Raw genomic sequence first — 13,173 nt, 5'->3', positions numbered from 1 at the left:
TCGCCGCTTATGCCCCCCACATACGGGGCAATCCGGTCGGAGCTTGTGAAAGCGTTCACATTCACAAGCCATTATGGCGCACACGTATTCGGCACCCGCAAGGGGGCCCCCACGACGAGGGGCCCCGCCTCCCGGCAGGGCCCCTCACCTCATGGACGGCGGACCGGCGTCAGCCCGACACCTCCCGGCGGAACGTCTCCGCCGCCTTCAGGAAGAGGTCGTTGGCCTCGGTCTCCCCGACCGTCACCCGCACACCCTCACCGGCGAACGGCCGCACGACGACCCCGTGGTCCTCGCACGCCGCGGCGAACTCCATGGTCCGCTCCCCCAGCCGCAGCCACACGAAGTTGGCCTGCGTCTCGGGCACCGTCCAGCCCTGCGTACGCAGCGCGTCGACCACCCGGGCTCGCTCGCACACCAGCGAACCGACCCGGCCGAGCAACTCGTCCTCGGCCCGGAGCGAGGCGATCGCCGCCTCCTGCGCGACATGACTGACACCGAACGGCACCGCCGTCTTGCGCAGCGCCGCCGCCACCGGCTCGTGCGCGATGGCGAAACCGACCCGCAGACCGGCCAGCCCGTACGCCTTGGAGAAGGTGCGCAGCACGCAGACGTTCGGCCGCTCCCGGTACAGCTCGACCCCGTCGGGCACCTCGGGGTCGCGGATGAACTCCCGGTACGCCTCGTCCAGCACCACCAGCACGTCCTTGGGCACCCGGTCGAGGAACCGCTCCAGCTCCGCCCGGCGCACCACGGTGCCGGTCGGGTTGTTGGGGTTGCAGACGAAGATCAGCCGGGTCCGCTCGGTGATCGCGTCCGCCATCGCGTCCAGGTCGTGCACATCGCCGGGCGTGAGCGGCACCTGCACGGGCGTGGCTCCGCTGATCCGCGTGATGATCGGGTACGCCTCGAAGGAGCGCCAGGCGTAGATCACCTCGTCGCCCGGACCACTGGTCGCCTGCACGAGCTGCTGGGCCACGCCGACCGAGCCGGTGCCCGTCGCCAGGTGGGAGACGGGGACGCCGAAACGCTCCGCCAGCTCGGCCACCAGACCGCCGCACGCCATGTCGGGGTAGCGGTTGAACTCGGCCACGGCCGCCGCGACCCGCTCCATGACACCCGGCAGCGGGGGATAGGGGTTCTCGTTGGAGGACAGCTTGAAGGCGACCGGACCCTCGGCCGAGGCGGGCCTGCCCGGCTTGTAGGTGGGGATACCCTCCAGCTCGGCGCGCAGCTTGGGGCTCGTCTCGCTCACCGCAGTCCTCCTCGCGACCACCGGCGGACCGTCGACGCCGCCGGCATCCAATGCTCCTCACCTTATGAGGATTCGGCGCGCTTGCGCACCGGTGCGTCCCGCTTCCCCGCCCCCGGGCGGCACGAGCCGCGCCGGGCGACCGGCCGCGCTTCAGGGGGCGCACCGCGCACTTGTCCGCGCGCCGGTGGCTCGCGCCGTGGCGCGCATCCCCCGTGAAGGTGAGTTGAGACCTCTTCGAGACATGGGGCACTTGGCAGGCCCACACGCGTCGACAAGACACGTCCTGCCGTCCGGTCAGGTAACTGACTTGCTTTCAAAGGCGGTTGGAGTCCAACGACCATGCAGAAACGTGCCTGTCAACGCATGCATATGCGTCCGCCCTACCCCACTACAAGAGCCCTACTATCGGCTCGCCATGACAGCAGCAGGGAAGCACCAGGTGAGCCGCGCGGAAACCTCCCGGCGGGGCAGCCGGCCCGGACGGGCCGGCATCAGAGACGTGGCCGCCGCCGCAGGGGTCTCCATCACGACCGTCTCCGACGCCCTCAACGGCAAGGGGCGGCTCCCGGACGCCACCCGCCGCCACGTCCGCGAGGTCGCGGACCGACTGGGCTACCGGCCCTCGGCCGCCGCCCGCACCCTCCGTACCGGCAAGTCCGGCCTGATCGGCCTGACCGTGACCACGTACGGGGATGAACCTTTCACCTTCACGGAGTTCGCGTACTTCGCCGAGATGGCGCGGGCCGCCACCTCCGCCGCGCTCGCCCGCGGGTACGCCCTGGTCATCCTGCCCGCGACCTCCCGGCACGACGTGTGGTCCAACGTCGCGCTGGACGGCACGGTCGTCATCGACCCCTCCGACCAGGACCCGGTCGTCAGCGAACTGGTCCGGCAGGGTCTACCGGTCGTCTCCGACGGCCGCCCGGCCGGCGCCCTCCCGGTCACCGCCTGGGTCGACAACGACCACGAGGCCGCCGTCCTCGGCATCCTCGACCACCTCGCCGCCGCCGGGGCCCGCCGCATCGGCCTGCTCACCGGCACCACGACGGACACGTACACGCACCTGTCCACCACCGCCTACCTGCGCTGGTGCGAGCGGGTCGGCCAGGACCCGGTCTACGAGGCCTACCCCGCGCACGACCCGTGCGCGGGCGCCGTCGCCGCCGACCGGCTGCTCGCCCGCCCCGACCGCCCGGACGCGGTCTACGGCCTCTTCGACCCCAACGGCACCGACCTGCTCGCCGCCGCACGGCGCTACGGCCTGCGCGTCCCGGACGACCTGCTGCTGGTGTGCTGCAGCGAGTCAACCGTGTACGCCACGACCGAGCCGCCCATCACCACGCTCTCGCTCAAGCCGCGCCGCATCGGCACGGCGGTCGTTCAGCTCCTCATCGACGCCATCGAGGGAGTCGAGTCGGACCAGCCGGTCGAGCAGGTGATACCGACGGAGCTGATCGTGCGCACCTCCTCCCAGCGCCGTCCGCCGCGCACCACGGTCAGCCCGCCGCGGGTGCCGGAGCGGGGCTGAGGAGACCGGCCCGAGGGGGGACGGAGAGGCCGCGGGGCGTGGCGGGGGGACCGCCACGCCGTCGAACCGGGGCGGACGACCGCCCGGCGGCCACTCGATTCCGGGCGGGCAACGGCCGGACTCCTGCCCAATCGGGACGAAAGCCCCGGTGATCAGGGACCTCACCGTGATTCACCACCCCTGGGTCATCACATGGCGCGACGCGCATTCCTATGATGGGCGCACGACACCGCGGGCCGCTGCGACCAGGCAGTCCGAAGCGGTGCAGCTTCGGCGCGATGGTGGAGGGGTCTGATGACTCAGGGGGCCGGTCAGGGACCCGAGACGGGGCGTACGGCGACGTTGCGCGACTTCCGGGTGCCCGCGTACGTCCACGAGACCGGTCCGTACGCCGCCGTGCACCCCGGTGACGTCGTCCCTCCGCACGAGGAGGACCACCCCGACGGGTACACCCCGACCGCGCGCGACCTGCCGGTCATCCAGCGCGGCGACACCCTCCCGCCGCCCGTCGAGCCCGCTCCCGCCCCGCTACAGCAGGCCGAGGCGGGCCCCGGCCCGCTGTTCGTCGTGGGCGACGTCCACGGCTACATCGAGGAGCTGCTGAGCGCGCTGCGGGACAAGGGCCTGGTCGACGAGGAGGGCCGGTGGTGCGCCGGCACCGCCCGGCTCTGGTTCCTCGGCGACTTCACCGACCGGGGCCCGGACGGCATCGGCGTCATCGACCTCGTGATGCGGCTGTCCGCCGAGGCCGCGGCGGCCGGCGGCTACTGCAAGGCGCTCATGGGCAACCACGAGCTGCTGCTGCTCGGCGCCAAGCGGTTCGGCGACACCCCGGTCAACTCCGGCGCGGGCACCGCCACCTTCCAGGCGGCCTGGCTGCTCAACGGCGGCCAGAAGACCGACATGGACCGCCTCCAGGACCACCACCTGCAGTGGATGGCCCGGCTCGACGCGGTGGAGGAGGTCGACGGCCATCTGCTGCTCCACTCCGACACCACCGCCTACCTCGACTACGGCGACTCGATCGAGGCGGTCAACGACACCGTCCGCGACGCGCTGACCCGCAACGACGCGGACGAGGTCTGGGACCTGTTCCGCAAGTTCACCAAGCGCTTCTCCTTCCGCGACGAGGGCGGCGCCGACGCCGTGCGTTCCCTGCTGGACACGTACGGCGGCTCCCGGGTCGTTCACGGCCACAGCCCGATCCCCTACCTGCTCGGCCAGGTCGGCTCCGAGGAGGGCGAGGAGCGTGGCGAGCCGCACGTCGAGGGCCCGCACGTCTACGCCGACGGCCTCGCCATCGCCATGGACGGCGGCGTGACCATGGCCGGAAAGCTGCTGGTCCAGCAACTTCCGCTGGACGCCTGACCTGTCACCGCGCCGCCCGGCAGCAGGCCCGGACGGCGCGGAACCGGCACCGGGCATCGCCGCGATTTCCGGCAACCCCCTGTCTCCGTGCGGTACGACAGCTCTACCATCGGCCTATCCGTAGCAGGCTCCCCTCCGTTTCTGCCCGACGGCTCGTCACCATGCGAGCCCCAAGCCCTACGGAGCATCGGGGGATGCACATGAACAGCGTTCCGCAGCACCTGCTGAGTGAGGACCGCCGGGAATTCGAGCGGCTCCTCGATGAGGCGCTGCGCTCCGCACCCGGACACCCGGAGCTGTCAGCCGTCGGACAGCGGCTCAACCCCGAGCAGTTGCGCACGATGGCGCTCAGCGCCACGGCACTCATCACGGCAGCGGCCGCCACCGAGTACCAGACCTACGTCAAGGTCCGCGAGGAGCTGCGTCGTCCGGCACCGGTGGCCGAGACCGCCGTCGGCGAAAGCTCCCCTGCGCAGGCGGAGCCGGGCGCCCTCGGGCTCGCCACTGCTCCCGGGGAGACCGGCGCGGGTGCCAGCGCGATGGTCGTCGTGCTCGCCCCCGTGCTCGCGGGGACGGCGGCCGTGATCTTCCTGCTGGTCGGCTACATCCTGCGCATGGTCGCCCCCGGCCGGCAGTTCGGCCGGACCCTGGTCGCCGTCGGCTGGGTCTTCGGCGCCGTGACGGCGGCGGCGATGCTGGCCGCCGGGGTGGCGCTGCTGCTGACCGCGCTGCGCAACAGCTCCTCCGCCGAGGCAGCCGCCCAGGCGGAGGCACGCCAGGCGGTGGCGCGGGCACGGGAGGAGTGGCGCGACGCCCTGCTGGAACGCGGCATCCTGCCCTTTCTCCGCGACGCCCTCGCCCAGCCCGGCTCCCCCGCCGCACAGCCCCTGCCTGCCCCCGGCCCGAGCCGGATGCCCCGCCTGGGCTACGGCCGCCCCGGCTTCAGCAGCCCCGAGGACGGCACGGCCACCGACCGGCCCCGCTTCAGCAGCCCGGACTACTCGAGCCCGGACTTCGGCGGGCCGGAACACCAGCCGGACTGAGCATCCGGTCCGATCCGAACGAGAGGCCCTACGGAGTGTCCTCCGCGATCGGCAGGTACACCCGGTTGCCGGTGGCCGCGAACTCCAGGGACTTGCGGGCCATTCCTTCCTCGATCTCGGCCCGGTCGGCGCCGTGTTCGCGCCGGATGTCCTGCGAGATCTTCATGCTGCAGAACTTCGGCCCGCACATGGAGCAGAAGTGGGCCGTCTTGGCGGGTTCGGCGGGCAGTGTCTCGTCGTGGAACTCGCGTGCCGTGTCCGGGTCCAGGGCGAGATTGAACTGGTCCTCCCACCGGAACTCGAAGCGGGCGTCCGAGAGCGCGTCGTCCCACTCCTGGGCGCCGGGATGGCCCTTGGCGAGGTCGGCCGCGTGAGCGGCGATCTTGTACGTGATGACCCCGGTCTTCACGTCGTCCCGGTTCGGCAGGCCCAGGTGCTCCTTGGGCGTGACGTAGCAGAGCATCGCCGTGCCCCACCAGGCGATCATCGCGGCGCCGATGCCGGAGGTGATGTGGTCGTAGGCCGGCGCGACGTCCGTGGTCAGCGGACCGAGCGTGTAGAACGGAGCTTCATCGCAGATCTCCTGCTGAAGGTCGATGTTCTCCTTGATCTTGTGCATCGGGACGTGCCCGGGGCCCTCGATCATCGTCTGCACGTCGAAGCGCCTGGCGATCCGGTTGAGCTCCCCGAGGGTGCGCAACTCCGCGAACTGCGCCTCGTCGTTGGCGTCCGCGATCGAGCCGGGCCGCAGACCGTCACCGAGCGAGTAGGTGACGTCATAGGCGGCGAGGATCTCGCAGAGCTCCTCGAAGTGCTCGTAGAGGAAGGACTCCTTGTGGTGCGCCAGGCACCAGGCGGCCATGATCGAGCCGCCGCGCGAGACGATGCCCGTCTTCCGGTTGGCCGTGAGCGGGACGTACGGCAGCCGCACTCCGGCGTGCACCGTCATGTAGTCCACGCCCTGCTCGGCCTGCTCGATCACCGTGTCCTTGTAGATCTCCCAGGTCAGCTCCTCGGCCCGGCCGTCGACCTTCTCCAGCGCCTGGTAGAGCGGCACGGTGCCGATGGGCACGGGGGAGTTGCGCAGCACCCACTCGCGGGTGGTGTGGATGTTGCGGCCGGTGGAGAGGTCCATGACCGTGTCCGCGCCCCAGCGTGTCGCCCAGGTCATCTTCTCCACCTCCTCCTCGATCGAGGAGGTGACCGCCGAATTGCCGATGTTGGCGTTGACCTTCACCAGGAACCGCTTGCCGATGATCATCGGCTCGATCTCCGGGTGATTCACGTTGGCGGGCAGCACTGCACGGCCCGCCGCGATCTCCTCGCGGACCACCTCGGGGGCGACGTTCTCCCGGAGCGCCACGAACTCCATCTCCGGCGTGATCTCCCCCCGGCGGGCGTAGGCGAGCTGCGTGACCGCCCTGCCCGTACGGCCGCGCCGGGGCTGGCGGGGCCGTCCCGGGAAGACCGCGTCCAGGTTGCGCAGCCCGCCGCGCGGTGAGGTGTGCTTGAGGCCGTCGTCCTCCGGGCGGACCGGACGGCCCGCGTACTCCTCGGTGTCGCCACGGGCGACGATCCAGTTCTCCCGCAGCGGGGCCAGCCCCCGGCGGACATCGGTGTCGGCTTCCGGATCCGTGTACGGGCCGGAGGTGTCGTACAGCGTGACCGACCGCCCGTTGGTGAGGTGCACCTGACGGACCGGCACGCGCAGGTCGGGGCGCGAACCCGCGACGTACGCCTTGTGCCAGCCGATGGACTTCCCGGCCTCCTCGCCCGACGAGCTGTTCGTCGCGCTCCGCGTGGAGGCAGGCGTGCGTGCGTCCTTGTTGGTCATGAGACCTACTCCCTACGCCGGCATTACCCGGTAACAGGTTCGGCGGTCGACGCAGCGATTCCCGTACGCGGACGATCCCGCGGAACCACGTTCCACGTGAAACATCTCGACGACGGAGGTCAGCGCCCTCTCAGCCCGGTGCTCCGAGCTCCCGCGTGTGCAAAGGTGCCTCCACGCTAGCGCCCCATGTGACGGGATGAACAGTGGGCCTCCCCCGTTCTTGCAATGATCGGGCCGTGACCACCACGCAGCAGCCTCCCTACCCTCCTCCCGGCCCACCCCACCGGCCCGGTTCCGGACCAGGCCACGGCGACGGGGGTGACCCAGGGCGCGGCGGGCACGGGCAGGGCGGCCATGGGCACGGCTCGGGGGGCGGGCACGGCCACTCCCACAGTCACGGTCCTGCCGCGCCGGTCTCCCGGCATCTGCGCAAGGTCATCGCGGCCATCCTGATCCCGTTCAGCGCGGCCGTCGTGGTGGGCCTGGTAGTGCTCTGGCCCGGGGGCGCACCCCCGCACCAGCGCACCGGCGTGGGCTTCGACCGCCAGACCCAGCAGGCGACGGTCACCCAGGTCACCTCGGTGAGCTGCCAGCTCGGCGGCGCGGGTGGTCAGGCTCCCGTGGGCGACCCCTCCGGCACCGGTGGCGCTCCCGTGGCCCAGGAGGACGGCAAGGGCCCCTGCAAGAAGGCCACGGTCAGGGTCGACACCGGCAAGGACAGGGGCCGCACCTTCACCGAGCTGGTGCAGCCCGACCAGACCCGGCAGTTGCACCAGGGCGACAAGGTCGTGGTCGCCTACGAGCCCAAGGCGCCGAAGGAACTCCAGTACGCGGTCACCGATCTGGCCCGCGGGTTCCCCATGGCCCTGCTCGCCGGGATCTTCGCGGTCGCCGTCGTGGTGGTGGGCCGGCTGCGCGGCGTCATGGCGCTGGTGGCCCTGGCCGTCAGCTTCCTGGTGCTGACCCTGTTCATCCTGCCGGCCGTGCTCCAGGGCTCGAACCCGCTGCTGGTGGCCGTGGTCGGGTCGAGCGCGATCATGCTCATCGCCCTGTACATGTGCCACGGTCTCTCCGCGCGGACCTCCGTCGCGGTGCTCGGCACGCTGGTCTCCCTGCTGCTGATCGGCTTCCTGGGCTCGCAGTTCATCGGCTGGGCCGCGCTCACCGGCAACACGGACGACAACACCGGCCTGATCCACGGGCTCTACCCGTCCATCGACATGAGCGGCCTGCTGCTCGCGGGCGTCATCATCGGCTCGCTGGGCGTGCTGGACGATGTGACGGTCACCCAGACCTCGGCCGTGTGGGAGCTGCACGAGGCCAACCCTTCGATGGGCTGGCGCGAGCTGTACCGGGCTGGCATCCGTATCGGCCGCGACCACATCGCGTCGGTCGTCAACACCCTGGTCCTCGCCTACGCGGGCGCCGCGCTGCCCCTGCTGCTGCTGTTCTCCATCGCGCAGAGCGGGGTCGGCACGGTGGCCACCAGCGAGCTGGTGGCGGAGGAGATCGTGCGTACGCTGGTCGGCTCGATCGGTCTGGTCGCCTCCGTGCCGCTCACCACCGCGCTGGCCGCCCTGGTCGTCTCGGCGGACCGGCCTGCGCCCGGTACGGCGGCTCCGGCGGGCGCCCGGCCCGTAGCGGCCTCGGGAGGCCGGGGACGACGCCGGAAGCGCTGAGCGGAGCAGCCGGGCCTGCGGCTCCGAAATCTTGCAGAAGCGTTTCTTCAAAGATCACCGGAGCCGGGTCGAGCGCGGGCTCCCCCCAGCCCCCACTACGTCAGCCCGCGCTCTGCTCCTCGGCCAGGATGCGTCCCAGCGCCTCGTCGAGATGGGTGTCGAAGTCGGCCAGCGCGCCCTCCTGCCCGAGCGGTACCAGCTTGTCGGTGCGGTCGAGGAACGCCACGAGCGGGGGCGTGGAGGAGCGGAACAGCGCCTGGTCGCCGCCCACCTGAAGCCGGATCAGCACCTCGCCCAGCACCTCGCAGTCGACGGGGGAGATGTGCACGTCTCCCTCGCCGCACGGCCGGCCCACCCCGTCGATCATCAACTCCCGGCCGAAGACCCAGGTCACCGGGGCGTCGCCGGGCAGATGGAAGGTGAGCCGCACCGCATAGGGATCACTCGTCTCGTAGCGCAACTCCACCGGGATACGGAAGGAAAGCTCCTCCGAGACGAGGAAGCTCATCATGACTTCTGCCTGTACGGACTCGCGCATCGCCTACCCCGTCATAAGACATCGATTGGCCGGGTTTAATCCCTGACTGGGGTCAAATCTAGCTGAAAGTGTATGGCAGATCACAAGGAGTGAGTTTTCAGATGCTGATAGAGAGCGCCAGAGCGCCCATGTGACGGCCCATCTCCGTCTGCAACCTCCTTGTCATACATGGCAGTTGATCTGCCTGGCGGGCCGGGAGGGAAATCGCCATAGTCGCGGCGGTTGTACCCACAGTGATCGGCACCGCCGCGCAGACCGCGCCAAGCGCGTACTCCTGCCGCTCCATCACCGGTTCCATGCGCCGGGTCCGGGCCAGCCGCCTGAGCAGGGCATCGTTGTCGCGGACCGTGTAGGGAGTGAGGGAGCGCACCGGGTAGCGCGCGAGGTGGTCGCGGCGGGCGTCGTCGTCCAGTTGGGAGAGCAGGCATTTCCCGACCGCGTGGGCGTGTCCGGTCTCGCGGAAGCCGGCCCACTCCGCGACCGCCGGAGCCTCCCGCGAGTCGGCCACGGTCATGACCTCGATCTCGCCGTCCCGGTACATCGCGTAGTACACCGGGGCGCCGATCACGTCGCGCCAGTGCGCGAGGATGTCGGCCACCGTGCTGCGACGTTTCTGCTGCGCTCCGCTGCTGCTGAGCCGGTCCGCCGCGTCGCCGAGGAAGAACCGCCCCTTGTCCCGGCGCAGGTAGCCCTCGTGCACCAGGGTGCGCAGCAGGTGGTAGGCCGTGGGGAGCGCGAGGCCGGTCTCGCGGGCCAGTTGCTTGGCGGGGGCGCCGTGCTCGTGCGCGGCGACCGTCTCCAGCAGACGCATCGCGCGCTGGACGGACCCGATGAGGGTCGCGGAGTGCTTGTCGGGGGCGGTCGCGGCCGGTGGCCGCTGCATCGGGGGCGCGCAGGACCGCGCCGGAGAAGGGGGTGCGTGGGGTTCTGCCGGGGCGGTGTCGACCGTGGCCAAGGAGCAACTCCCGAAGCGCGGAGGTGGGGGCGGCCCGTGCGGGGTGGACACGGGCGCGGTGCGTGCCGCCCGTGGGATTCGGGGCCCCACGGGAGTTCCGGACTCTAACCGTCCACCACCGCGCGCGGACGGCCCGCCGGGGAAACTTCCCTCCCCCGAGGGAACCGGCGTTTCCGTGTTACCGCCCCCCGTCGCCCCCGCGGGTCACCAGTCGCCGCGCGAGGAGGAGCCCGCGGTGAACTTCCGCACCACGTAGATGAGTCCGCCGACCAGGGCGACGAAGAGCAGGAGCTTGAAGAGCAGGCCGATCAGGAAAACCACCACGGTCGCTATCAGGCCGCCGAACACCACCAGCGCGATGACCGGCACCGCGACCCACTTCACCCACCACGGCAAGCCCCTGAAGATCTCTCGCATCGCCTCGTCCTTTGCGCTCGCGGTTCTCGATGTCCCGCTTCGATGCTAGGGCCGGCGAGGGCCTCCGTGGGGGTCTCGCACCCCTTGCCGTCCCCTGATCCACCCCCTAGGGGGCCGAGAGACCCGACCCTCAGCCCTCGGGGGGAGAGAACACCACGAGGACCCTCAGGTCCTCGCTGATGTGGTGGAACTTGTGGGACACCCCCGCGGGTACGTAGACCACGCTGCCCCGCGCCACCTCGGTGGTCTCCAGGCCCACCGAGACCGAGGCACGGCCGCTGACCACGAAGTACAGCTCGTCCTGGGGGTGGGGGTTCTGCGGGTCGTGGGAGCCGGCGTCGAGCGCGTAGAGACCGACCGACATGTTCCGCTCCCGCAGGAACTGGAGGTAGGCGCCCTCGTTCGCGGCGCGTTCCGCCTCCAGATCGTCCAGCCGGAATACCTTCATCGCCGTCGTCCGCCCTTGCCGCGCCGCCACTCTGATTCTGGTCTGCAACGATCAGACACATGAGGACTCTGCTAGTCAAGACGATCGCCAACGCGGGCGCCCTCGCGGTCGCCGTGTGGCTCCTGGACAAGATCACGCTCACCGGCGGCAGCACGGGCGAGAAGGCCGGCACGCTGATCGTGGTCGCGCTGGTCTTCGGGCTGGTGAACCTTCTGGTCAAGCCGGTGGTGAAGGTGCTCACCCTCCCGCTCTTCATCCTGACCCTCGGCCTGATCACCCTCGTCGTCAACGCGCTGATGCTGCTGCTGACCTCGTGGGTGTGCGGGCAGCTCCACCTGAGTTTCCACGTGGAGGGGTTCTGGACGGCCGTCCTCGGCGGTCTGATCATCTCCGTCGTCTCCTGGGCACTGAACCTCGTGCTGCCCGACGAGGACTGATCCGGTCATGGTCTACCGCGTCTGTTTCGTGTGCACCGGCAACATCTGCCGCTCTCCCATGGCCGAGTCGGTCTTCCAGGCGCGTGCCGCCGAGGCCGGACTCGACCGTCTGATCGAGGCCGACAGCGCCGGCACCGGCGGCTGGCACGAGGGTGACGCCGCCGACCCACGCACCGTCTCGGTCCTCGGCGAGCGCGGCTACGACACCGAGCACGTCGCGCGGCAGTTCCAGCCGTCCTGGTTCGACCGGCTCGACCTCGTGATCGCTCTCGACACCGGCCACCTCAAGACCCTGCGCCGCCTCGCCCCCACCGAGGAGGACGCCCGCAAGGTGCGCCTGCTGCGCTCGTACGACCCGGCGGCGGGCGCCGACCTCGACGTACCGGACCCCTACTACGGGGGCCGCGACGGCTTCGAGGAGTGTCTTGAGATGGTGGAGGCGGCAAGCGCCGGACTGCTCGAATCCGTACGCGAACATCTGGAGGAACGGCCCGTATGAACGACACCGCCGCGCACCCGGACTCCCCCGGCGACGGCACGCGCGCCGTCCGTGCCGGCCTCCCCGAGCCGGTGAAGCACGAGCCGACCCTGCCGGGGCCGGTCTTCGCCGCGCACTTCCACCTGCCCGGCGACGTGAGCGGGCCGTACTCCTACGGCCGCGACGGCAACCCCACCTGGACTCTGCTGGAGCGGGCCATCGGCGAGCTGGAGGCGCCCGGCGCCGACGACGCCGAGACGCTGGCCTTCGCCTCCGGCATGGCCGCGATCTCCGCCGTGCTCTTCTCACAGCTCAAGACCGGTGACACGGTGGTGCTGCCCTCGGACGGCTACCAGGCCCTCCCGCTGGCCCGGGCCCAGCTCGAGGCGTTCGGCATCGAAGTGCGCACCGCGCCCACCGGCGGCGACGCCCAGCTCGACGCGCTCGACGGGGCGAAACTGCTGTGGATCGAGTCGCCGTCCAACCCGGGACTCGACGTGTGCGACATCCGGCGGCTGGTGAAGGAGGCGCACGCCCGCGGCGCGCTGGTGGCCGTGGACAACACCCTCGCCACACCGCTCGGACAGCGTCCGCTGGAACTGGGAGCCGACTTCGCCGTGGCGAGCGGCACCAAGCAGCTCAGCGGGCACGGCGACGTCCTGCTGGGATACGTCGTCGGCCGGGCGGGCGAACCGATGGACGCGGTACGCCGCTGGAGGAAGATCGTCGGCGCGATCCCCGGTCCGATGGAGGCGTGGCTCGCCCACCGCTCGATCGCCACGCTCCCGCTCCGGGTCGACCGGCAGAACGCCACGGCGCTGGCGGTGGCGGAGGCGCTGCGCGACCGTCCCGAGATCTCCGGCCTGCGGTATCCGGGGCTCCCCGACGACCCGTCGCACGAGGTGGCCGCACGGCAGATGCGCCGCTTCGGCTGCGTGCTCTCCTTCACGCTGCCCACGCGCGAGCACGCCGAACGGTTCCTGGAGGAACTGCGGCTGGTGGAGGACGCGACGAGCTTCGGCGGAGTGCGCTCCACGGCCGAGCGGCGCGGCAGGTGGGGCGGGGACGCGGTGCCGGACGGGTTCATCCGCATGTCGGTCGGAGCCGAGGATGCCGAGGACCTGGTGGCGGACGTGCTGCGGGCCCTGGACCGGTCCGCCGGGGCCGCGGGCTGAGAGGTGCGAGCGGTCCGA

At 71.1% G+C, this 13,173-nt stretch carries 13 protein-coding genes; 7 read left to right on the top strand and 6 right to left on the bottom strand.

Annotation, left to right across the window (positions count from 1 at the left end; translation table 11 throughout):
• Positions 1-169: 169 nt before the first annotated feature.
• The gene (gene hisC, locus ACWCV3_RS09325; RefSeq protein WP_451220727.1) at positions 170-1,255 is read right to left on the bottom strand and encodes a histidinol-phosphate transaminase; all 1,086 of its coding nucleotides are present in this window, start codon (positions 1,253-1,255) and stop codon (positions 170-172) included.
• Between the two features lie 415 nt (positions 1,256-1,670).
• Here hisC and ACWCV3_RS09320 point away from each other — a divergent pair, with 415 nt between their 5' ends.
• The 3 genes from ACWCV3_RS09320 to ACWCV3_RS09310 all read left to right on the top strand — a co-directional run bounded on the left by ACWCV3_RS09320 (position 1,671) and on the right by ACWCV3_RS09310 (position 5,194).
• Entirely contained in the window at positions 1,671-2,783 is a 1,113-nt protein-coding gene (locus tag ACWCV3_RS09320) for a LacI family DNA-binding transcriptional regulator (protein WP_451220724.1), read from the top strand.
• Between the two features lie 294 nt (positions 2,784-3,077).
• Entirely contained in the window at positions 3,078-4,151 is a 1,074-nt protein-coding gene (locus ACWCV3_RS09315; protein ID WP_451220721.1) for a metallophosphoesterase, read from the top strand.
• Between the two features lie 194 nt (positions 4,152-4,345).
• Positions 4,346-5,194, top strand: coding sequence for a hypothetical protein (locus ACWCV3_RS09310; RefSeq protein WP_451220718.1), 849 nt, complete (start codon positions 4,346-4,348; stop codon positions 5,192-5,194).
• Positions 5,195-5,222: 28 nt separating this feature from the next.
• Here the strand turns inward: ACWCV3_RS09310 and thiC are convergent, their stop codons facing one another.
• Positions 5,223-7,028 (bottom strand): phosphomethylpyrimidine synthase ThiC, encoded by a 1,806-nt coding sequence (gene thiC / locus ACWCV3_RS09305; protein ID WP_451220715.1) that lies wholly within the window; start codon positions 7,026-7,028, stop codon positions 5,223-5,225.
• A 236-nt stretch (positions 7,029-7,264) separates the two neighbouring features.
• On the opposite strand from thiC, the gene ACWCV3_RS09300 reads away from it, so the two are divergent.
• Complete coding sequence (locus ACWCV3_RS09300; RefSeq protein WP_451220712.1) at positions 7,265-8,707, top strand: YibE/F family protein; 1,443 nt, start codon at positions 7,265-7,267, stop codon at positions 8,705-8,707.
• Positions 8,708-8,807: 100 nt separating this feature from the next.
• On the opposite strand, the gene ACWCV3_RS09295 is transcribed toward ACWCV3_RS09300, so the two are convergent.
• From ACWCV3_RS09295 to ACWCV3_RS09280, 4 genes are all read right to left on the bottom strand, one after another.
• Positions 8,808-9,245: an SsgA family sporulation/cell division regulator gene (locus ACWCV3_RS09295; RefSeq protein WP_030806138.1), complete on the bottom strand. Its 438-nt coding sequence runs from the start codon at positions 9,243-9,245 to the stop codon at positions 8,808-8,810.
• A gap of 97 nt (positions 9,246-9,342) precedes the next feature.
• Positions 9,343-10,200 (bottom strand): IclR family transcriptional regulator, encoded by an 858-nt coding sequence (locus ACWCV3_RS09290; protein ID WP_451220709.1) that lies wholly within the window; start codon positions 10,198-10,200, stop codon positions 9,343-9,345.
• 204 nt (positions 10,201-10,404) lie between these two features.
• Positions 10,405-10,617 carry a DUF5326 family protein gene (locus ACWCV3_RS09285; RefSeq protein WP_451220706.1) on the bottom strand — a complete coding sequence of 71 codons (213 nt, stop codon included), beginning with the start codon at positions 10,615-10,617 and terminating at the stop codon, positions 10,405-10,407.
• 130 nt (positions 10,618-10,747) lie between these two features.
• Entirely contained in the window at positions 10,748-11,065 is a 318-nt protein-coding gene (locus ACWCV3_RS09280; RefSeq protein WP_451220703.1) for a cupin domain-containing protein, read from the bottom strand.
• Between the two features lie 59 nt (positions 11,066-11,124).
• On the opposite strand from ACWCV3_RS09280, the gene ACWCV3_RS09275 reads away from it, so the two are divergent.
• From ACWCV3_RS09275 to ACWCV3_RS09265, 3 genes are read left to right on the top strand one after another with little or no spacing between them, the layout of a single operon-like run.
• Positions 11,125-11,502, top strand: a complete 378-nt coding sequence (locus ACWCV3_RS09275; RefSeq protein WP_451220700.1) for a phage holin family protein — start codon at positions 11,125-11,127, stop codon at positions 11,500-11,502.
• Positions 11,503-11,509: 7 nt separating this feature from the next.
• The gene (locus ACWCV3_RS09270) at positions 11,510-12,001 is read left to right on the top strand and encodes a low molecular weight protein-tyrosine-phosphatase (protein WP_451220697.1); all 492 of its coding nucleotides are present in this window, start codon (positions 11,510-11,512) and stop codon (positions 11,999-12,001) included.
• Positions 11,998-13,155, top strand: coding sequence for a cystathionine gamma-lyase (locus tag ACWCV3_RS09265; RefSeq protein WP_451220694.1), 1,158 nt, complete (start codon positions 11,998-12,000; stop codon positions 13,153-13,155). The genes ACWCV3_RS09270 and ACWCV3_RS09265 overlap by 4 nt, the downstream gene beginning before the upstream one ends.
• Positions 13,156-13,173 lie beyond the last annotated feature (18 nt).

The sequence above is a fragment of the Streptomyces sp. NPDC001781 genome (genome assembly GCF_053596035.1).
This window is presented reverse-complemented; position numbering and strand designations above follow the sequence as displayed.

Bases quoted from the DNA above. Each gene is read 5' to 3' on its own strand.
- ACWCV3_RS09320 (WP_451220724.1), top strand. From the start codon at position 1,671: ATGACAGCAGCAGGGAAGCACCAGGTGAGCCGCGCGGAAACCTCCCGG.
- ACWCV3_RS09315 (WP_451220721.1), top strand. From the start codon at position 3,078: ATGACTCAGGGGGCCGGTCAGGGACCCGAGACGGGGCGTACGGCGACG.
- ACWCV3_RS09310 (WP_451220718.1), top strand. From the start codon at position 4,346: ATGCACATGAACAGCGTTCCGCAGCACCTGCTGAGTGAGGACCGCCGG.
- thiC (WP_451220715.1), bottom strand. From the start codon at position 7,028: ATGACCAACAAGGACGCACGCACGCCTGCCTCCACGCGGAGCGCGACG.
- ACWCV3_RS09295 (WP_030806138.1), bottom strand. From the start codon at position 9,245: ATGCGCGAGTCCGTACAGGCAGAAGTCATGATGAGCTTCCTCGTCTCG.
- ACWCV3_RS09285 (WP_451220706.1), bottom strand. From the start codon at position 10,617: ATGCGAGAGATCTTCAGGGGCTTGCCGTGGTGGGTGAAGTGGGTCGCG.
- ACWCV3_RS09280 (WP_451220703.1), bottom strand. From the start codon at position 11,065: ATGAAGGTATTCCGGCTGGACGATCTGGAGGCGGAACGCGCCGCGAAC.
- ACWCV3_RS09275 (WP_451220700.1), top strand. From the start codon at position 11,125: ATGAGGACTCTGCTAGTCAAGACGATCGCCAACGCGGGCGCCCTCGCG.
- ACWCV3_RS09270 (WP_451220697.1), top strand. From the start codon at position 11,510: ATGGTCTACCGCGTCTGTTTCGTGTGCACCGGCAACATCTGCCGCTCT.
- ACWCV3_RS09265 (WP_451220694.1), top strand. From the start codon at position 11,998: ATGAACGACACCGCCGCGCACCCGGACTCCCCCGGCGACGGCACGCGC.